This is a genomic window from Microbacterium natoriense (assembly GCF_030816295.1).
GTDB lineage: Bacteria > Actinomycetota > Actinomycetes > Actinomycetales > Microbacteriaceae > Microbacterium > Microbacterium natoriense_A.
Genome location: NZ_JAUSXV010000001.1, coordinates 907,693 through 927,295, shown reverse-complemented (window position 1 = coordinate 927,295; position 19,603 = coordinate 907,693). Strand labels below are relative to the sequence as shown.

The following is a 19,603-nucleotide window of genomic DNA, read 5'->3' as shown; positions in this document are numbered from 1 at the left end:
CCGCCACGCTTCAGGAGGCCTCTTCGAGGGTGTACGTTCTGGCCATGGTGAAGAAGGAGACGTTCAGGCCCGGCGACGAAGTCCAGACCACCCGCACCCGCGGGGTGATCATCGACATCGCCGCCACGCCCTCGGGGCAGTTCATCTTCGGTGTCGAAGACGCGGACGGCGAGGTGACCTACTTCACGCCGAAGGCACTGCGGCATGTGTGAACCGTAGGCCGGACGCAGCGGCCTCGCGATCGGATCCGCACCGGTCCGGTGCGGATCCGTACGAGAACGCCTCCTCGGTCCGCGTCCGTGAGCATCGCGCATGTGTCGCGGTCCCCGCCGTAGGGGAACCGTGAGGATCACCATCGGACGGTGATGACCGGAGTTTGATCGACTCCGTGCTCGACATCATCTACATCGCGCTGACTCTCGCGCTCTTCGCCCTGGTCTCCTTCGTGGCCAAGGGGGTGGAACGGCTTTGATGGTCTTCGAGATCGCCGCCGCAGCTCTCGCCGTGGCGGCCGTCGTCTACCTCGTCGTCGCCCTCGTCGCCCCGGAGAAGTTCTGATGGGCGCCGAGATCTGGTTCGGCGTCCTGCAGGCGGTCGCCGTGATCGTCGTCCTCGTGCTCGTGTACCGACCGCTCGGCGACTACATGGCGCACGTGTTCAGCACGCCCAAGGACCTGCGCGCCGAACGCGCCCTCTACCGCGTCATCGGGGTCGACCCCGCATCCGAGCAGACTTCACGCGCCTACGCCCGCAGCATCCTCGCGTTCTCGGTCGTCGGGCTCCTGCTCGTCTACGGCCTGCAGCGCCTGCAGGCTTTCCTGCCCGAGTCGCTCGGCCTGCCCGCGGTCCCGGAGGGCCTGGCGTTCAACACCGCCGCCTCGTTCGTGGCGAACACGAACTGGCAGTCGTACTCGCCCGAGCAGACCATGGGCTACATCGTGCAGCTCGCCGGCCTCACCGTGCAGAACTTCGTCTCCGCAGCGGTCGGTCTCGCCGTGGCCGTCGCCCTCATCCGCGGCTTCGCGCGCCGCGGATCGACGACGCTCGGCAACTTCTGGGTCGACCTGATCCGCGGGCTCGGCCGCATCCTGCTGCCGATCGCCGTGCTCAGCGCTATCGCCCTGATCGCCGGCGGCGTCATTCAGAACTTCGCCGGCTTCACCGACATCACCACCGTGGCGGGCGGCACCCAGTCGATCCCGGGCGGCCCCGTCGCCTCGCAGGAGGCGATCAAGCTCCTCGGAACGAACGGCGGCGGCTTCTTCAACGCGAACTCCGCGCACCCGTTCGAGAACCCGACCGGATGGACGAATCTGCTGCAGATCCTGCTCATCCTCGCCATCCCGTTCGCCCTTCCCCGCACCTTCGGCCGGCTCGTCGGCGACGATCGCCAGGGCTACGCGATCGTCGCCGTCATGGGCACGATCTTCCTCGTCTCGCTCCTCGCTCTCTCGGCACTGGAGCTGGCCGGCCGGGGCACGGCGCCACAGCTCGCGGGCGGCGCCATGGAGGGCAAGGAGCAGCGGTTCGGCATCCTCGGATCCACCTTGTTCGCAACCTCGAGCACCCTCACGTCGACCGGCGCCGTCAATTCGATGCACGACTCGTACACGGCTCTCGGCGGCATGATGCCGATGCTCAACATGATGCTGGGCGAGGTCGCACCAGGCGGGGTCGGCTCCGGATTGTACGGAATGCTCGTGCTCGCCATCATCGCCGTGTTCGTCGGCGGCCTGCTCGTCGGCCGCACCCCGGAGTACCTCGGCAAGCGGATCGGCCCCAGGGGAGATCAAGCTCGCCAGCCTGTACATCCTGGTCACCCCGATCCTGGTGCTGACCGGCACGGCTCTGAGCTTCGCGATCCCCGGCGTGCGCGAGGACGTGGAGTCGACCAGCATCCTGAACCCCGGTGTGCACGGCATGAGCGAGGTGCTCTACGCCTTCACTTCGGCCGCGAACAACAACGGCTCGGCGTTCGCCGGACTCACCGCGAACACCCCATGGTTCAACACCGCACTGGGCATCGCGATGCTGCTCGGCCGGTTCCTGCCGATCGTGCTCGTGCTGGCTCTGGCCGGTTCGTTCGCCGCGCAGCAGCACGTACCGCAGACCTCGGGCACCCTGCCCACCCACCGTCCGCAGTTCGTCGGCCTCCTCATCGCCGTGACGGTCGTCGTCACCGCGCTCACCTACTTCCCGGTGCTCACCCTGGGCCCGCTCGCCGAAGGACTCTTCTGACATGACCATCACGACCACTCGCACTTCTGACCCCTCGGTCCCCGAGCCCGTCGAAGGGTCCTCGGTGTCTCCGTCGCCGCGTTCCTTCGGCTGGTCGCAGCTCGTGGAGGCGATGCCGGGCGCTCTGCGCAAGCTGAACCCCGCGACCCTCGTCCGCAATCCCGTGATGCTGCTCGTCTGGGTCGGCGCGGCGTTCACGACCGCGCTGGCGATCGCCGAGCCGTTCCTCGGCGGCCCCGCCGAGTCCGGCGGCACGGCTGTCCCGCCGATCTTCACGTGGGGCATCGCCATCTGGCTGTGGTTCACCGTGCTTTTCGCGAACGTCGCGGAATCGATCGCGGAGGGACGCGGCAAGGCACAGGCCGCCAGCCTGCGCAAGACCCGCACGAGCACGATGGCCCGCAAGGTGGTCGGCTACGACCAGACGGCGGATGCCGCGGCCGAGCGCGCCGAGACCGTCGACGTGTCGTCTGCCGGGCTGCAGCGCGACGACGTCGTCATCGTCACGGCCGGAGAGCTCATCCCCGGCGACGGAGACATCGTCGCCGGCATCGCGACCGTGGACGAGTCGGCCATCACCGGTGAGAGCGCCCCCGTCATCCGCGAATCGGGGGGCGACCGCAGCGCCGTCACCGGCGGCACGCGCGTGCTCTCGGACCGCATCGTGGTGCGCATCACGTCGAAGCCGGGCGAGACCTTCGTCGACCGCATGATCGCGCTCGTCGAGGGCGCCAGCCGCCAGCGCACGCCCAACGAGATCGCCCTGAACATCCTGCTCGCGAGCCTGTCGATCGTGTTCGTCGTGGTCGTGCTGGCGCTCAACCCGATCGCCTCGTACGCGGCGTCGCCCGTCAGCATCCCGGTGCTGATCGCCCTGCTGGTCTGCCTCATCCCGACCACGATCGGCGCCCTGCTCTCGGCGATCGGCATCGCGGGCATGGACCGCCTGGTGCAGCGAAACGTGCTGGCGATGTCGGGGCGCGCGGTCGAGGCCGCCGGAGACGTCACGACCCTGCTGCTCGACAAGACCGGCACCATCACCTACGGCAACCGCCGTGCGCACGAAGTGCTGCCTCTGCCGGGTGTCGACGGCGACGAGCTGCTGCGCATCGCGGCGCTCTCCTCTCTCGCCGACCCCACACCCGAGGGCGCATCGATCGTCGAGCTGGCGGCTTCGGCCGGCATCCGCGTCGCGGAACCGGCGGATGCCGTGGTCGTGCCGTTCACGGCGCAGACGCGCATGTCGGGGCTCGACCTCGCCGACGGCTCGCAGATCCGCAAGGGAGCGGGCTCCGCCGTGAGCGCGTGGCTCGCGCTCGGACCCTCGGATGCCGAACTCACCACCCGCACGGACGCGGTCGCCCGCAGCGGCGGCACGCCCCTCGTGGTCGCGATCAAGGACGCCGACGGCGCCGGCCGCATCCTCGGCGTCGTGCATCTGAAGGACATCGTGAAGGACGGACTCCGCGAGCGCTTCGACGAACTGCGCAGCATGGGAATCCGCACGGTCATGATCACCGGAGACAACCCGCTCACCGCGGCGGCCATCGCGAAGGAGGCGGGCGTCGACGATTTCCTCGCCGAGGCCACGCCCGAGGACAAGCTCGAACTCATCCGCAAGGAGCAGGAGGGCGGACGCCTCGTCGCCATGACCGGCGACGGCACCAACGATGCTCCGGCGCTCGCACAGGCGGACGTCGGCGTCGCGATGAACACGGGCACGTCGGCCGCGAAGGAGGCCGGCAACATGGTCGACCTCGACTCGGATCCGACCAAGCTCATCGACATCGTGCGCATCGGCAAGCAGCTGCTCATCACTCGAGGAGCGCTCACGACCTTCTCGCTCGCGAACGACATCGCGAAGTACTTCGCCATCATTCCGGCGATGTTCATGGGCGTCTTCCCCGGACTCGCGGTCCTCAACGTCATGCAGCTGCACTCGCCGGCCTCGGCCGTGACCAGCGCGATCGTGTTCAACGCCATCGTGATCGTGTTCCTCATCCCGCTCGCCCTCCGCGGCGTGACGTACCGGCCGGCGAGCGCGTCGCAGATATTGCAGCGCAACCTGCTGATCTACGGTCTCGGCGGAGTGATCGCGCCGTTCATCGGCATCAAGATCATCGATCTCGTCGTCACCCTCATCCCGGGCTTCTGACGCTTCGACGAGCTCAGCGACCCAGAAAGAAGAATCACGATGTCCTCCACCCGCACCACACTTCGCACCACGGGTGTCGCGATCCGCGCGATGCTCGTGCTCACGCTCGTCCTGGGGGTCGGCTACACGCTGCTCGTCACCGGCATCGGCCAGCTGCTGCTGCCGTGGCAGGCGAACGGATCGCCTCTGGCCGACGAGAAGGGAAGCTCTCTTATCGGGCAGTCGTTCACGGATGCCGACGGGAACGCGTTGCCGCAGTACTTCCAGTCCCGCCCGTCGGCGGCCGGAGACGGCTACGACGGTACGAGCTCGGGCGGCAGCAACCTGGGTCCCGAGAACCCTGACCTCATCACCGCGATCCAGGAGCGCAAGACGGCCATCGCCGAGCGAGAGGGCGTCGACCCCTCGCAGGTGCCTGCCGATGCCGTGACGGCATCCGCCTCCGGCCTCGACCCGCACATCAGCGTCGCCTACGCGCTGCTGCAGGTGCCGCGCGTCGCCGAGGCCCGAGGCCTGCCGGAGCAGGAGGTGCGCGACCTGGTGGAGTCTAGGATTCAAGGGCGGGATCTGGGATTCCTCGGCGAGGAGCGCATCAACGTCGCCGAGCTCAACCTCGCACTCGATGACCGGGAGGGCGAATGACCCCAGAGCGGACGGGCCAGGAGCAGACCCTTCGATCGGCTCAGGGACCCAGGCGCCGCGGGCGCCTGCGTGTGCTGCTCGGGGCGGCGCCGGGAGTCGGCAAGACCTTCGAGATGCTCGCAGAGGGCCGCCGACTGCTGCAGGAGGGCCGCGACGTCGTGATCGCCGTCGTCGAGACGCACGGCCGCGCCGCGACCCTGGCTGAGACGATCGGCATTCCCGAGGTCCCTCGACGCCTCTCCGTGCACAGGGGCGTCGAGTTGAGCGAGCTCGACCCGGACGCCGTGCTCGAGCGATCGCCCGAGATCGCCCTCGTCGACGAGCTCGCCCACACCAACATCCCCGGCTCACGGCATCCGAAGCGCTGGCAGGACGTCGACGAGCTCCTCGAGGCGGGCATCGACGTCATCACGACCGTGAACGTGCAGCACATCGAGTCGCTGCACGCCGTCGTCGAGAAGATCACCGGCATCGCACAGCAGGAGACGCTGCCGGATGCCGTGGTCAGAGGCGCCGACGAGATCGAGGTGGTCGATCTCGCTCCGCAGTCGCTCAGAGACCGCCTCTCCGCGGGTCTCGTGTACCCGGCCGAGCGCATCGACGCGGCGCTGTCGAACTACTTCCGTCTGGGAAACCTCACCGCCCTCCGCGAGCTCGCCCTGCTCTGGCTCGCCGACGAGGTCGACAGCGCCCTGCGCACCTACCGGGCGGAACAGGGCATCGAAGGAACCTGGCAGGCGCGCGAGCGCGTGGTCGTCGCGCTCACCGGCGGTCCGGAGGGCGAGACGCTGCTGCGCCGCGGAGCGCGGATCGCCGCCCGATCGGCGGGCGGCGAACTGCTCGCCGTGCACGTCAGCGCGCAGGACGGTCTGCGCGATGAGACACCGGGAGCCCTCGCGGCTCAGCGATCGCTCGTAGAGTCGCTCGGCGGCAGTTTCCACCAGATCATCGGCGACGACATCCCGGGCACCCTGGTCGAATTCGCGCAGGGGGCAGACGCCACCCAGCTCGTGATCGGAGTGAGCCGCCGCAGCCGCCTCACCGCCGCCCTCACCGGTCCCGGCATCGGCTCGGAGATCATCCGACGCTCTGGCGACATCGACGTGCACATCGTGACGCACGCGGCCGCAGGCGGACGCGTCGTCCTGCCCCGCCTCAAGGGGGGCGCGCTCGGATGGCGGCGCGAAGTCCTCGGGTTCGCGACCGCGCTGATCTTCGGGCCGCTCCTGTCGTGGCTGATGTTCACATACCGCAGTCCGGAGTCCATCACCGCAGAGGTGCTCGCGTACCAGCTGCTCGTGGTCGTCGTGTCGCTGGTCGGCGGACTGCGCCCTGCCGTGTTCGCCGCGGTGCTCTCGGGCATCACGCTGGATTTCCTCTTCGTCGCTCCGCTGTTCACGATCACCGTGGCTCACCCGCTGCACGCCCTCGCGCTCGCGCTCTACGTCGTCATCGCGATCCTCGTGAGCCTCATCGTCGACCAGGCGGCCCGCAGGGCCCGCACAGCGCAGAGAGCGGCGGCGGAGGCCGAGCTGCTGGCCGCGGTGGCCGGCAACGTTCTGCGAGGCGACAACGCCGTGCTGGCCCTGGTCAGTCGCACGCGCGAGGCGTTCGGCCTCAGCGGCGTTCGCCTGCTGTCGCCGGAAGGAGAGCTGCTCGCGAGCGACGGCGAACCCGTCGCCGACGGGCGCGCCACCACTGTGCCGGTCGGCGTCTCGCTCACCGGCGCTCCCCGCGCCCTGCTCGAGCTGAACGGCGAACCTCTCGACGGCCCGGAACGCCGCCTGCTCGACGCGATCGTCGCGCAGCTCTCCGCCGCGCTGGAGCACACCGATCTGCGCGCGACGGCGCTCGAAGCCGAAGCGCTGGCCGAGACCGATCAGGTGCGCAGCGCCCTCCTCTCGGCTGTCAGTCACGACCTGCGTCGCCCTCTGGCCTCGGCCGTCGCGGCGATCGGCGGGCTGCGCGCCGCGCACGGGCTGTCGGCATCCGACCGCGACGAACTCCTCGCGACCGCCGACGAGAGCCTGGCCACCCTGTCGACCCTGGTCACGGATCTGCTCGACGTCAGTCGCGTGCAGGCCGGCGTGCTCGCGGTGTCGGCCGTGCGGATGGATGCCGCGGGCACGATCCTCGCAGCCGTCGACGAGCTGGGTCTCGGCCCGGCGGACGTCGATCTCGTGTTCGATCCCGATCTGCCCTCCGTCCACGCCGACCCGGTCCTGCTGCAGCGGGTGATCGTGAACGTGCTGGCCAACGCCCACCGGCACGCGCCTGAAGGATCGCGCGTGATCATCTCGACGAGCGCGCTCGGCGACCACGCGGAGATCAGGATCATCGACCGAGGCGAAGGCGTTCCTGTGGAGCGGCACGACGAGATGTTCCAGCCCTTCCAGCGGTACGGCGACACCGACAACACGACCGGTCTGGGACTGGGGCTGGCTCTGTCGCGCGGGTTCACCGTCGGCATGGGCGGTAGCCTGACACCCGAGGACACGCCTGGCGGCGGACTCACGATGGTCATATCCCTGCCCCTTGCCACAGGGTCCACCGAGCCGGAGGCGGAATGAAGCTCCTGATCGCCGACGACGATCCTCAGATGGTGCGCGCCCTGCGCATCACCCTGTCGGCGCACGGCTACGACGTCGTGGTCGCGCCGGATGGCGCGGCGGCCATCGCGACAGCCGCGCAGACCCATCCCGACATCATCATGCTCGACCTCGGAATGCCCCGACTCGACGGCATCGAGGTGATCCAGGCCCTGCGCGGATGGACCACCGTGCCGATCATCGTGGTCTCCGGTCGCACGGGGTCGGCAGACAAGGTCGAAGCGCTGGATGCCGGCGCCGACGACTTCGTCACGAAGCCCTTCCAGGTCGACGAGCTGCTCGCACGCCTCCGCGCCCTGTCGCGTCGTTCCGTGCCGGTGGGAGGAGAGTCGACCGTCGCCTTCGGCGACGTGCTCGTCGATCTGGCCGCGAAGACCGTGACGCGCGGCGGATCACGGGTTCATCTGACTCCGACGGAGTGGCGCATGCTCGAGCATCTCTCACGGCATCCCGGCGCCCTGGTCACCCGGCAGGACCTGCTGAAGGAGATCTGGGGCAGCGAGCAGGTGTCGGACTCGGGTTACCTGCGGCTGTACATGTCGCAGCTGCGGAAGAAGCTCGAACAGTCGCCGAGCGAACCGGTTCACCTGCTCACCGAGTCGGGGATGGGTTACCGGCTCGTCCTCTGAGCCGTTCCGCCCTCCTCGCGATAGGTCAACCACGCGAGAGCAGGAGGGAACCCGCCGAATCGTCCTGACCTGGCGCGGTTGACCTGTTCTCGCGCTGAGAGGGAGCGGGGCGGATGCCGCGAGCGGATGCCTCGGCTACGCCATCGCAGCGTCGATGAGCACCTCGGCGGCGCTGCGCGCCTGCACCGCGACCTGCGGGTCGGCGGAGATGGCTGCTGTGCTCTGCGCTCCCTCCGCGAGGATCGAGAGCTGCGCGGCGAGCGACGCCGGCGCTCCGATCTCGGCGACGAGGACCGCCATGTACTTCTGGAAAGACGCCTTGTGCTCGCGCACGATCGCCGCGACCTCGGGGTTCGTGCCGCCGAGCTCGCCGAACGCGTTGATGAAGGCGCAGCCGCGGAAGTCGCCGGCGCAGAACCAGTCCTCGAGGTAGCGGTACACGGCCAGCAGCCGGTCGCGGGGATCGGCTCCGGCATCCGCCACCGCTGCCGACAGTGCAGACTCCCACTGCTGGTGCCTGCGCTGCAGCACGGCGGCCACGATGTCGTTCTTCGCGGGGAACAGGGCGTACAGCCTGCGCAGCGACACGCCGGCGGCCGTCCGCAGCTCATCCATGCCCACGGCCGCGAAACCCTTGCGGTAGTAGAGCTCCTCGGCGGCGGCGAGCACCCGCTCCCGTGCATCTTCCTCGGTCATGTCATCAGTGTACTTGACATGAGAACGATCGTTCTCTAGATTGGGATCCATCGCAGCGAGAACGATCGTTCTCGCCGAATCGAGAGGATCGGGATCATGGGTTACATCACCGTCGGAAACGAGAACAGCACCGCCATCGAGCTGTACTACGAAGACCAGGGCGCCGGCCAGCCCGTCGTGCTGATCCACGGCTACCCGCTCAACGGCCACAGCTGGGAGCGCCAGACCCGCGAGCTGCTCGCCCAGGGTTATCGCGTCATCACGTACGACCGCCGCGGGTTCGGCCAGTCCTCGAAGGTGAACGGCGGATACGACTACGACACCTTCGCCGCCGACCTGAACACGGTGCTCGAGACGCTCGACCTGCGCGACGTCGTGCTCGTCGGATTCTCGATGGGCACGGGCGAGCTCGCCCGCTACGTCGCCCGCTACGGCCACGACCGGGTTGCGAAGCTCGCGTTCCTCGCGTCGCTCGAGCCGTTCCTCGTGCAGCGCGACGACAACCCCGAGGGGGTGCCCCAGGAGGTCTTCGACGGCATCGAAGCAGCCGCGAAGGGCGATCGCTACGCCTGGTTCACGCAGTTCTACAAGGACTTCTACAACCTCGACGAGAACCTCGGAACGCGCATCAGCCCGGAGGTCGTCGCCGCGAACTGGAACCTCTCGGTCACCAGCGCGCCGGTCGCCGCCTACGCCGTCGTCCCCTCCTGGATCGAAGACTTCCGCGGCGACGTCGAGGCCGTGCGCGCCGCCGGCAAGCCGACCCTCATCCTGCACGGCACGAAGGACAACATCCTGCCGATCGACGCGACCGCCCGCCGGTTCCACCAGGCGGTTCCGGATGCCGAGTACGTCGAGGTCGAGGGCGCGCCGCACGGTCTCCTCTGGACGCACGCCGACGAGGTCAACGCCGCGCTGACGGGGTTCCTCGCCCGCTGACACGCTGACATCACGTCGCGAGAACAGGTCAACCGCGCGAGATCAGGATGAATCTGCGGATTCCGTCCTGATCTCGTGCGGTTGACCTGTTCTCAGGTAGAGCGGATGCCGTAGGGCGGCTCCCGGCCGCTACCGCTCGGCGGGGCGACGGAGAGCGACGAGGGCGGCACCGAGCGCGCAGAGCAGTGCTGCGAGCATCGCGACCGGTGCTCCCTGGGCGCCCGTCGTGGCGAGGAGCCCGGCGGATCCGGCCTCCGTGGCCCCACCCCCGGTCGCGACGGCGGGCTCGATCACCGAAGCGGTCAGCAGCACGAGCGAGTCGAGCGCGTCGGTCAGCTGCGACAGGGCGCCGTCAACGGCATCCGCTGCGGGGGCCGCCGCCTGCAGCACGATGTCGGCCCTGGCGATCGCGGGAGCGAGACCGCCGAGAGACGCGGGCGCGTACAGCGACTGATCGACCGCGGCCGCCTGATCGCGCAACATCCGCAGGGCGGCGGTGTCGACACCGGCATCCGCCACCCGCACCAGCTCGAAGTCGTCCAGCGTTCCCCACGCCCCGCCTGGCAACGCGGCCGTCACGGTCAACGTGAGCGACTCTCCTGCATCGACCTCGATGGGAGCGGTCGTCGGCATCGACCAGGCCCGCCATCCATCGAGAGCGAACGCGACCGGATCGCCGCCGGAGAGCGCCAGAGTCACCGCACCACCCGTACCCTCGCCGTCGCCCTGCAGTGCGCCTCGGGCCGCATATGACCCGGCTGGCAGGCCGGTCACGGTCTGCGACAGCGAGAACGAGAACGCGGACGCCGCATAGAAGTGCGCGGAGTTCGAGCCGCTGCGCGGATCGTCCCACGCGCGCAGCGTCAGACCGGTGCCGACGCCGGACCAGAAGCTCGTGTCAGCGGACTCGAATCCGGGGTTCTGCAGGAAGTTGCGCGCGGTGATCGTGACGCTGGCGGATGCCGTGAGCCCAGCGCTCGTGATTCCCGGCACCGAGTACACCCCGATGCCATCGATGTACTGCGCGGCCTCCGACCAGGTGACCACCTGCTGCTCGGAAGTTCCGTCGGTGTAGCTCACCGTGACCTCGGAGGGCAGCTTCACCGCATCACCCTCGACGAGCTGCAGCGTGACCGGCTGAACCGCCTCGACCTCGCGGGGAGCGATCGCGCCGGTGTGCACGTAGCGGAAGATGTTCAGCGCGGCTGAGGCGGTGCCGTCAAAGGAGAACAACGCCTGGTTGTCCCACGCCGAGCCACCGAACCACCGTCCGGCGTCGTCCGGGTCGTACTCGCCCGCGAAACTCGATGCCCAGCCGGAACCATCGCGCTCCCACAGCAGCTTGTTCTGCTCGATCTGGGTCGGGGCACCGACCGGCAGCCAGGCCGGCTCCCAGTAGAACACGCCTATACCCGCATCCCCCACGTCCGCCACCGCCTGCACGACGTCGCGCACAGCGCTGGCCTGCCCCTGCACGCTGACCGGGTACTGCGTCGCCTCGCCCGGCAGGTCGATCACGTTGCCATGCCCGTCGCCATCCTCCAGCGTGTAGGCCCACGAGGTCTCGGCGACCATCACCTTCTTGCCATAGGTCTCCGCGATCTGCGAGAGCACGTTCGTGAGGTTCGCGGGCGTGCCGTGCCAGAACGGGTAGTACGACGAGGCGAACACGTCGTAGTCCACACCGCGGGTGTTCAGCTGCGCGGCGACGTCCGCGTAGAAGCCGGCCCGCTCGGGGTTCGTGAAGTGAACCGCCACGAGGGTTCCCGGCGACTCGGCGCGCACCGCGGCGGATCCCGCGGAGAAGACCTTCGCCATGTCCTCCCACCCGGTGACTCCGGCGATGCCGTTGTTGGTCTCGTTGCCGATCTGCACCATCTTCAGGTCGACGCCTGCCTCCACGAGCCGATGCACGGCGTCGCGTGTGAACTCGCCTGCGATCGCGGCCGTCTCGTCGGCGGTCAGACCGGCCCAGGCCTTGGGTGCCTGCTGCTTCGCGGGGTCGGCCCAGAAGTCGGAGTACTGGAAGTCGACGAGAACGCCGAGCCCGGCATCCGTCGCCCTCTTCGCGATCTCGATCGCGCGAGAGACATCGACATCGCCGCCCCCGTATCCGTTGCCGTTCGCGTCGAACGGGTTGTTCCAGACGCGTACGCGCACATCGGTGACACCCGACCCGGCGAGGATCGCGAACAGGTCGTCCGGCGTTCCGTCGGCGTGGCGGAAGACGACGCCCGACGCTTCGAGGGACAGCACCGAGGAGACGTCGACTCCGCCGATGAAGTCGTCGGGCAGGTTCTTGACTCGGGGCACGGTGATCGTCGCGGCGACAGGGTCGGATGCTGCGGCCGGCACGGCGAAGGCGGATGCCGGAGCCGCGGCGATCAGCGCGAGAGCTGCAGCGAGGGCTGTGGTCAGGATGGGGCGTGTGCGACGGTGCATGACAGCCTTTCTTGTTTCAGAACGAATCCCCTTTCGAATCGCGCAACTGACCCGCCCCACGTTGAGGAGCAAGTCATCTGCGCGATTCGAAAGAGAGTGATCAACCCTTGACGGAGCCCTGGGTGAGGCCGCCGACGATGTACTTCTGCAGCAAGAAGAACAGCGCGAGCACGGGAATCGCGGCGACGACCACGCCTGCCGCGAAGAGCCCCCAGCGTGACGTGAGCTGGTTCGACACCCACTGATACATGCCGACCGCGAGGGTCCAGTTGTCCTCGCTGGTGAGGATGATCTTCGACAGGATGAAGTCGCCGAAGGCCGCGAGGAACGCGAGCAACGCGACGACCGCGAGGATCGGCACGACCAGGGGCATGATCAGCCGCCAGAAGATCTGCGCGTGCGTGGCGCCGTCGATCTTCGCCGACTCGTCGATCTCGACCGGGATCGTGTTGAAGAAGCCGTACATCAGGAAGGTGTTCGCCCCGAGCGCTCCGCCGAGATACACGCAGATCAGCGCGATCTTCGAGTTGATGCCGAGCGCGGGCACCACCTCGCCGATCGTCTGCAGCATGAGGAAGATCGCGATGAAGGCGAGCGCCTGCGGGAACATCTGCAGCACGAGCAGGGTCGTGAGACTCGCCCGCCGCCCGGTGAAGCGGAACCGCGAGAACGCGTAGGCGCCACAGGCGCCCATGAGCACGGAGCCGATCGCAGTGACCCCGCCGATCAGCAACGTGTTGCCGAACCACACCCAGTAGCGCGATTCGCCCAGCGCGATGTAGTTCGCCGGGTCCAGCGCGCCGAAGAGAGTGTTGGACGCCGCGAGGCTGCCGTTCGGGTTCAGCGACGCCGAAAGAACGTAGACGAGCGGGAAGGCCGCGAAGAATAGCACGGCCACCGCGAGGATGTACTTCCAGCCGACATCGGCCCACCAGCGACGGCGGCGCGCGCCGGCCCGCGAACGATCGGGGGCGGATGCCGTCACGACTGCTCTGGTCTCACTCATCACTGGTACTCCTCGAGCTTGCGGGTCTGTCGGAAGCTCAGCGCTGAGATGACTCCGACGACGATGAAGGCGATGATCGACAGCGCGCTGGCGAGGCCGTAGTCGGCCGCACCTCCCGAGACACCCGACACGTCGTAGATCGCCGACACGAGGATGTCGGTCGAGCCCAGCGCATAGGGCGCACCCTGGATCGCGGGGCCGCCGTTGTTGAAGGTGTAGATCACGGTGAAATTGTTGAACGCGACCGCGAACGACGAGATCAGCAGCGGCGCGGTCGATACGAGCAGCAGGGGCAGCGAGATCGAACGGAAGCGCTGCCATTTGTTCGCGCCGTCGATCTCGGCCGCCTCGAGGGTCTCGCCCGGGAGCGACTGCAGTGCGCCCGTGCACACCAGGCACCAGTACGGGTAGCTGAGCCACACGTTGACGAGGATCACCGCCGCGCGGGTCAGCCACGGGTCGCCGAGCCAGTTCACGTGCGCCCCGAAGAAGAGGAGATCGTTGATGACCCCGAACTCGGCGTTGAACATGCCGCGGAACAGCAGGGCAGCCATGAACGCCGGGAAGGCGTACGGCAGGATGAACAGAGCCCGGAGGATGCGGCGTCCCTTGACCCGAGGATCGTTGTAGACGATCGCGAGCCCGAGCCCCGCGGCGAAGCTCAGCACGACTGACAGGATCGCGAAGGCGAACGTCCAGACCGTCACACTCAGCAGGGTTCCTGCGAGCGAAGAGTCGGTGAACAGCTTCAGGAAGTTCGCGAAGCCGACGTTGACCGCCCAGCCGGTGGGTAGCGCCGTACCGTCCTCGGCGACGAACGCGCCGAGGTCGGTCGCGGTGTAGACCATGCCGGTCTGCGTATCGGTGATGGTCTGCGCCTCGGCATCCCACACAAGAGTCGGCTCGTAGACCGCGCCCGTCGACCCCTCGCGCGTGCGGATCGAACCGTCGTTCGGATCGTCCGAGACCGGCACCCGCAGCTGCTTGATCTCCTCGCCGAGAGCGGCGTCGGTGAGCACGGTCGCGCGCGGGATGACGGTCCACCCCGGCACCTCGCTGGGAGCGCCCGTCGTGCCGACTTCGGCGCCGGATGCCGGAGCCAGGGGCTGCGTGGCGGATCCGACTCGCACATCGCCGTCTTCGTCGACGATCGCGAAGCCGAGCTCGTCGCCGCGTTCGACCACCGCCAGCGGGTAGTCCGGCGAGTCGTCGATGCGCCGCTCGCCCTGGATCAGAGCGGCTTCGACCGCCTGCTCCTGCGTGCCGACGTGGCCGGTGCCGTAGTTCGTGAAAGCGATGTAGGCGGTGTATCCGAAGATGAACACCTGGAAGACGAGCAGGAAGATCAGCCCCGGAAGGAGGTACTTCAGCGGCAGCGCCCTGCGGGTGAAGTACACCCAGTCGGCGATGACGATCAGCAGCACCACGACGCCGAGAACAATCCACGACTGAGCGCTCCACGCCGAGATCACGGTCATGATGCCGAAGGCGTTCACGAGTGCCATCAGGGCGAGCTTGAGGAGGAATCCGCCGCCCAGCCCGCGGATGCTGCGGGCGTGGGATTCCCGAGTCGGCTTCTTCGCCGGTGGTGCTGTCGTCGACATCTCAGTCCTGTCTGTTCCGATCGTTGAGCGAACGGCGGTCGTTGAGCGAGCGAGACGAAACGCGTGCGCGTGCGCGTTTCGTCTCGGTCGCTTCTTTCCGTGGCGGGGCGGCCGGGTGTGCGAGGTCGGCTCAGCCCTGGAGCGTCTTCTCGAGGTCGGCCACCATGGTGTTCCATGTCGACACCGGGTCCGCGCCGCTGATGATCTGGGCCTGGGCGGCGTTCCACAGATCCCACACCGAACCCATCTCGGGGATCGACGGCATAGGCACGCCGTTCTTGGCCGAGGCGACGAAACCGGCGGTGACCGGGTCTGAGGAGACGTCTTCGGCGAGCGTCTTCCACGCGGGAATGCGAGGGTCGGCCTCGTAGAGGGCGCGCTGCGCGTCTTCCGTGCCGAGGTAGTTCGTCAGGAACTCCTGCGCGAGCAGTGCGTTCTTGCTCTTGCTCGAGAGGTAGAAGCCCTGCACGCCCACGAACGGCGCCGCAGTCTCACCACCGGCGGACGGAATCGGGTTGACCGCGACGTTCACGCCCTCGAAGGAGCTGATCGCCCACGGCCCCTGGATCGTGTACGGCGCCTTGCCCGAGGCGAACAGCTCGTTGTTGATGTCGTAGTCGATCGTGGTCGAGATGTAGCCGGTGCCGTTGGCGCCGTTCGCACCGAGCCAGCTCGCGAACGCCTCGCCTGCAGCCCCGCCCATGCCGACCTCGGTCGTGTACGAACCGCTGTCGTCCTGCACGAAGACCGGCGCGCCGAACGACGTCTGCAGGCCGTACATCGTGTACCCGTCTCCGGTCTCACCGGCGGTGTTGATGACGAACGGGCGCTCGGTGCCGGCAGCCAGACCCTTGGCGATCATGTCGTCCCACGTCGCAGGCGCCTCGGCGCCGACGAGGTCGACGTTCTGCACGAGCGCGATGGTCTCGAGCGAGTACGGCAGTGCGTACAGCTGGCCGTCGTAGGTCATGGCGTCGAGGGCGACCTGCTCGAACTCGCTCGCCTTGTCGCCGAGGTCGATCGTGTCGACCACGCCGGCGGCGACGAGGGCTCCCAGCCAGTCGTGCGCGCCGACGGTGATGTCGGGGCCCTCACCTGTGGGCACCTGGGCGATGAAGTCGTTGCGCAGGTCTTCGAAGTTCTTCTGCACGAGGGTGACCTTGGCGCCGGTCTCCTCCTCGAAGGCCTCCGCCGCGTCGGTGATCGCGCCTTCGCGTTCCGCGTCGGTCCAGATGACGAGTTCGGCACCACTGCCCGACTCGTCGGACTTGTCGTTCTCAGTGGTGCCTGCGGAGCAGCCCGCCAGGACGACGGCTGCCGTCAGTGCGAGTGCGCCGACTCCGATGTGCTTGCGCATGCGTTTCCTTCTCTGTTGGGGGTGAGGGGTGGGTCAGTCGGTGGAGCGGATGACGGCGACGCCGCCAGCCGCGATGGTGAACGATCCGTCGACCGCCGCCCCGGAGAGCAGTTCGGTGCCGACGGCGGGGAGGGCGACAGCATCCGTCCCGTGGTTGACGGCGATGCGGTAGACCGCACCGTCACCCTTGCGGGTGATGACCTCGAGGCCCTCGGGGAGTCCGGATGCAGTGAGGCCGGCGCCGGCGTAGACCTCGCGGAACAGCCCGCGCATGCCAGCGGCATCCAGTCGCGTGCCGACGTACCAGCCGGTGCCGGCCCCGTGGCGGTGGCGGGTGATGGCGGGCCCGCGCTCTCCGGGACCTCCGCCGAAGTTCGCGACGACCTCGGCTCCGGCGAGCGCGATGTCCTCCTGCCAGACGTCGCTGACGACGTCGTCGTGGCCGTCCCAGTCGAGCCTGTGGCTCTCCCCCTCACGCAGCGGCAGGAACTCCTCGACCGTCAGGCCGAGCGCATCGCGCAGGGGAGCCGCGAATCCGCCCGCGTGCACGGCGTCGTTCTCATCGACGATCGCCGAGAAGAACGAGACGAGCAGGGTGCCGCCGTTCTCGACGTAGGCGGTGAGATTGGCGGCATCCGCCTGAGTGAGCAGATACTGCGCAGGAGCGACCACGAGCTTGTACTTCGAGAGGTCGTGGCCGGGGAGTGCGAAGTCCACCGTGATGCCGTCGCGCCAGAGCTGCTCGTAGAAGCGCCGGACTTGAGCGGCGTGCGAGACGTCCTCAGAGGGCCGCCACTCGAGATCCTGCGCCCAGAACGACTCGAAGTCCCACAGCACGGCGACCTCGGCCTCGACCGTCGAGCCCTGTACTTCGGCGAGGGCCGAGAGGTCGGCGCCGAGCGCGGTGACCTCTCGGAACACCCGGGAGTCGCGGCCGGCGTGCGGCAGCATCGCGGAGTGGAACTTCTCGGCGCCCGAGCGCCCGGCCCGCCACTGGAAGAACAGGATGCCGTCGGCGCCACGGCCGAGGTGGGTGAGCGAGTTGCGCTTCATCTCGCCGCGGCGCTTGGCGATGTTGCGAGGCTGCCAGTTCACGGCCGACGTGGAGTGCTCCATGAGGATCCACGGCTTGCCCCCGCCGACCGAGCGACTGAGGTCGGCGGCGATCGCGAGCCCGATGTGCGCGTCCTCGTCGGCGGCCCACAGGTAGTGATCATCGGAGACGATGTCGACCTCGCGGCCCCAGGCCCACAGATCGGTGGTCCAGCTCTGGTTCGCCATGAAGTTCGTGGTGATGGGCTGCGCAGCATGCGCGCGGATGGCCTCGCGCTCGGCGATGAAGCACTCGCGCAGCTGGTGATCGGTGAAGCGCGCGAAGTCGAGACGCTGCGCCGGGTTCACGACGCTCGGTGCGATCGCGGGGGCGTCGATGTGCTCCCACGCGGTGTAGTGCTGCCCCCAGAAGGCCGTGCCCCAGGCGGCATTGAGCGCATCGAGGGTCGCGTACTTCTCCTGAAGCCAGTCGCGGAAGGCGGCGACGGATGCCGGAGAGTAGTCCTCGCCCACGGGCACGCCGTACTCGTTGTGGATGTGCCAGAGAACCACGGCGGGGTGCGACGCATAGCGGGTCGCGAGAGCATCCGCGATCCGCACGATCGCCTCCCGGTATGCGGGCGAGGAGTGCGAGACCATGCCACGCGAACCGAAGCCCATCACACGGCCCTCGCGGTCGATGACGCGCGACTCGGGGTAGGCGGCGAAGAACCAGGCGGGCGGCGATGCGGTCGGAGTGCCGAGGTCGACGTGGATGCCGTTCTCGTTCAGCAGGTCGAGCAGCTCGTCGAGCCAGGAGAAGTCGAACTCGCCCTCGGCGACCTCGATGAGCGCCCACGAGAAGATGCCGACGCTGACGAGGTTCACGCCGGCCTCGCGCATCAGCGCGACGTCCTCGCGCCAGGTCTCGCGCGACCACTGCTCGGGGTTGTAGTCGCCGCCGTAGGCGATGCCCTCGAGGTCGGGCCAGGCGTTCGTCATCTCGTCACTCCATCGGGTCGAATCGTGCAGTCCCTCGCCGCATTCGCACTGGGACCGGTCTTAACAGGGCTTTCTGACACACCCTGGGACCGGTCTCAGTTCTACCTCAGAGACTCCTGGCCACGCAATCTCCGTTACCGAACTGAGACCGGTCCCAGCTATTGATGCATTGAGCGGACGCTGTCGAGTAGAGTCGCTCCGATGAGTGATGCCACCGCGAAGCGCAAGCCGACGATCCGCCAGATCGCCGCGCTCTCGGGCGTATCCCGCAGCACGGTCTCGCGAGTGATCAACGGCGGGCACTGGGTCTCCCCTGACGCCCGCAAGGCGGTGGAGGACGCGATCGCCGCCAGCGGCTACACCGCGAACCACCACGCGCGCAGCCTCGCGACCGGGCGGGCGGGCTCCCTTGCCTTCCTGCTCACCGAGCCGCACCAGCTCCTCTTCGACGACCCGACGTTCGCTCTGCTGCTGCGCGGTGCCGCCGCCGTGCTGGCCCAGCGGTCGATGACGCTCGTGCTGCTCGTCGCCAGCACGCCGGCCGAACGCGAGAGCGTCACGCACTTCCTCAGTGCAGGCCACGTCGACGGAGTGATGCTGATCTCCTCGCACGAGGCGGACCCTCTGCTCACTCAGTTGATCGATGCCGGAATCCCCACCGTGAGCTGCGGCATCCCGCTCGGGCACGAAGGCGAGGTGTCGACGATCTCCGTCGACGAGATCGTCTCGGCGCGCTCGATCGCCGCCTATCTCCGTGATCAGGGGCACGAACGAATCGGGATGATCACCGGACCCGACGACACCCCGGGCGGTCGATACCGCCTGATCGGGTTCCGCGAGGCGCTCGGTTCATCGTTCGACCCGTCACTGGTCGAAGTCGGGGATTACTCCTTCGAATCGGGCCAGGCGGCCATGACGCGGATGCTGGGTCACGACGTCGACGCGGTCTTCGCCGCGAACGACCGGATGGCGGCCGGCGCGATCGCCGCCGTGCGGCGCGCAGGACTGCGCGTGCCCGATGACATCGCCGTTGCCGGCTTCGACGACTCCGGTCTCGCCGCGACCCACGAACCGCCGATCACGACGATGCGTCAGCCCTGGGAGCAGATCAGCGCGCAGATGGTCGAGGTGCTGCTCGAGGTCATCGCCGGCGCCGCCCCTCGCTCGGTCATCCTCGATACCGAGTTGGTGGTGCGCGACAGCGCATAGCGCTCGCTGTGCACGCCGAGAACCTGGCGCCGCCACCCACGGC

14 protein-coding genes and 1 pseudogene are annotated in these 19,603 nt (G+C 68.4%); 9 read left to right on the top strand and 6 right to left on the bottom strand.

The genetic code is table 11. From position 1 onward, the window contains the following. Positions 1–44 precede the first annotated feature (44 nt). From QFZ53_RS04415 to QFZ53_RS04385, 7 genes and pseudogenes are all read left to right on the top strand, one after another. Positions 45–212: a hypothetical protein gene (locus QFZ53_RS04415; RefSeq protein WP_292910673.1), complete on the top strand. Its 168-nt coding sequence runs from the start codon at positions 45–47 to the stop codon at positions 210–212. 259 nt (positions 213–471) lie between these two features. Next, a complete protein-coding gene (locus QFZ53_RS04410; RefSeq protein ID WP_292910737.1) occupies positions 472–558 on the top strand; it encodes a potassium-transporting ATPase subunit F in 87 nt (28 codons plus the stop codon). Then, positions 558–2,238, top strand: a pseudogene (kdpA, locus tag QFZ53_RS04405) (potassium-transporting ATPase subunit KdpA). Before QFZ53_RS04410 ends, kdpA begins: the two are co-directional and overlap by 1 nt. A gap of 1 nt (position 2,239) precedes the next feature. Next, positions 2,240–4,393 (top strand): potassium-transporting ATPase subunit KdpB, encoded by a 2,154-nt coding sequence (gene kdpB / locus QFZ53_RS04400; RefSeq protein ID WP_307293976.1) that lies wholly within the window; start codon positions 2,240–2,242, stop codon positions 4,391–4,393. Between the two features lie 39 nt (positions 4,394–4,432). Next, the gene (gene kdpC / locus QFZ53_RS04395) at positions 4,433–5,035 is read left to right on the top strand and encodes a potassium-transporting ATPase subunit KdpC (protein WP_307293975.1); all 603 of its coding nucleotides are present in this window, start codon (positions 4,433–4,435) and stop codon (positions 5,033–5,035) included. After that, positions 5,032–7,605, top strand: coding sequence for an ATP-binding protein (locus tag QFZ53_RS04390; protein ID WP_307293974.1), 2,574 nt, complete (start codon positions 5,032–5,034; stop codon positions 7,603–7,605). The genes kdpC and QFZ53_RS04390 overlap by 4 nt, the downstream gene beginning before the upstream one ends. Continuing rightward, positions 7,602–8,273, top strand: a complete 672-nt coding sequence (locus QFZ53_RS04385; RefSeq protein ID WP_307293972.1) for a response regulator — start codon at positions 7,602–7,604, stop codon at positions 8,271–8,273. Before QFZ53_RS04390 ends, QFZ53_RS04385 begins: the two co-directional genes overlap by 4 nt. A 135-nt stretch (positions 8,274–8,408) precedes the next feature. Here QFZ53_RS04385 and QFZ53_RS04380 read toward each other — a convergent pair whose 3' ends face one another. Continuing rightward, a complete protein-coding gene (locus QFZ53_RS04380) occupies positions 8,409–8,969 on the bottom strand; it encodes a TetR/AcrR family transcriptional regulator (RefSeq protein ID WP_307293970.1) in 561 nt (186 codons plus the stop codon). Between the two features lie 96 nt (positions 8,970–9,065). On the opposite strand from QFZ53_RS04380, the gene QFZ53_RS04375 reads away from it, so the two are divergent. Further along, positions 9,066–9,908, top strand: a complete 843-nt coding sequence (locus QFZ53_RS04375; protein WP_307293969.1) for an alpha/beta fold hydrolase — start codon at positions 9,066–9,068, stop codon at positions 9,906–9,908. Between the two features lie 129 nt (positions 9,909–10,037). Here the strand turns inward: QFZ53_RS04375 and QFZ53_RS04370 are convergent, their stop codons facing one another. From QFZ53_RS04370 to QFZ53_RS04350, 5 genes are all read right to left on the bottom strand, one after another. Next, positions 10,038–12,350, bottom strand: a complete 2,313-nt coding sequence (locus tag QFZ53_RS04370; protein ID WP_307293967.1) for a glycosyl hydrolase 53 family protein — start codon at positions 12,348–12,350, stop codon at positions 10,038–10,040. A 100-nt stretch (positions 12,351–12,450) separates the two neighbouring features. Next, positions 12,451–13,356 (bottom strand): sugar ABC transporter permease, encoded by a 906-nt coding sequence (locus tag QFZ53_RS04365; protein ID WP_307293965.1) that lies wholly within the window; start codon positions 13,354–13,356, stop codon positions 12,451–12,453. Continuing rightward, entirely contained in the window at positions 13,356–14,960 is a 1,605-nt protein-coding gene (locus QFZ53_RS04360; protein ID WP_307293963.1) for an ABC transporter permease subunit, read from the bottom strand. The genes QFZ53_RS04365 and QFZ53_RS04360 overlap by 1 nt, the downstream gene beginning before the upstream one ends. Before the next feature lie 130 nt (positions 14,961–15,090). Then, on the bottom strand, positions 15,091–16,317 hold the full coding sequence (locus tag QFZ53_RS04355; protein WP_307293960.1) for a sugar ABC transporter substrate-binding protein: 1,227 nt from the start codon (positions 16,315–16,317) through the stop codon (positions 15,091–15,093). A 33-nt stretch (positions 16,318–16,350) separates the two neighbouring features. Then, complete coding sequence (locus tag QFZ53_RS04350) at positions 16,351–18,351, bottom strand: beta-galactosidase (protein WP_307293958.1); 2,001 nt, start codon at positions 18,349–18,351, stop codon at positions 16,351–16,353. Between the two features lie 201 nt (positions 18,352–18,552). Between QFZ53_RS04350 and QFZ53_RS04345 the strand changes: the two genes are divergently transcribed. Next, a complete protein-coding gene (locus QFZ53_RS04345) occupies positions 18,553–19,560 on the top strand; it encodes a LacI family DNA-binding transcriptional regulator (RefSeq protein WP_307293955.1) in 1,008 nt (335 codons plus the stop codon). The last annotated feature ends 43 nt before the right edge of the window (positions 19,561–19,603 follow it).

Coding starts and splice junctions, on each gene's coding strand:
- QFZ53_RS04415 (WP_292910673.1), top strand. CDS start 45: ATGGTGAAGAAGGAGACGTTCAGGCCCGGCGACGAAGTCCAGACCACC.
- QFZ53_RS04410 (WP_292910737.1), top strand. CDS start 472: ATGGTCTTCGAGATCGCCGCCGCAGCTCTCGCCGTGGCGGCCGTCGTC.
- kdpB (WP_307293976.1), top strand. CDS start 2,240: ATGACCATCACGACCACTCGCACTTCTGACCCCTCGGTCCCCGAGCCC.
- kdpC (WP_307293975.1), top strand. CDS start 4,433: ATGTCCTCCACCCGCACCACACTTCGCACCACGGGTGTCGCGATCCGC.
- QFZ53_RS04390 (WP_307293974.1), top strand. CDS start 5,032: ATGACCCCAGAGCGGACGGGCCAGGAGCAGACCCTTCGATCGGCTCAG.
- QFZ53_RS04385 (WP_307293972.1), top strand. CDS start 7,602: ATGAAGCTCCTGATCGCCGACGACGATCCTCAGATGGTGCGCGCCCTG.
- QFZ53_RS04380 (WP_307293970.1), bottom strand. CDS start 8,969: ATGACCGAGGAAGATGCACGGGAGCGGGTGCTCGCCGCCGCCGAGGAG.
- QFZ53_RS04375 (WP_307293969.1), top strand. CDS start 9,066: ATGGGTTACATCACCGTCGGAAACGAGAACAGCACCGCCATCGAGCTG.
- QFZ53_RS04370 (WP_307293967.1), bottom strand. CDS start 12,350: ATGCACCGTCGCACACGCCCCATCCTGACCACAGCCCTCGCTGCAGCT.
- QFZ53_RS04365 (WP_307293965.1), bottom strand. CDS start 13,356: ATGAGTGAGACCAGAGCAGTCGTGACGGCATCCGCCCCCGATCGTTCG.
- QFZ53_RS04360 (WP_307293963.1), bottom strand. CDS start 14,960: ATGTCGACGACAGCACCACCGGCGAAGAAGCCGACTCGGGAATCCCAC.
- QFZ53_RS04355 (WP_307293960.1), bottom strand. CDS start 16,317: ATGCGCAAGCACATCGGAGTCGGCGCACTCGCACTGACGGCAGCCGTC.
- QFZ53_RS04350 (WP_307293958.1), bottom strand. CDS start 18,351: ATGACGAACGCCTGGCCCGACCTCGAGGGCATCGCCTACGGCGGCGAC.
- QFZ53_RS04345 (WP_307293955.1), top strand. CDS start 18,553: ATGAGTGATGCCACCGCGAAGCGCAAGCCGACGATCCGCCAGATCGCC.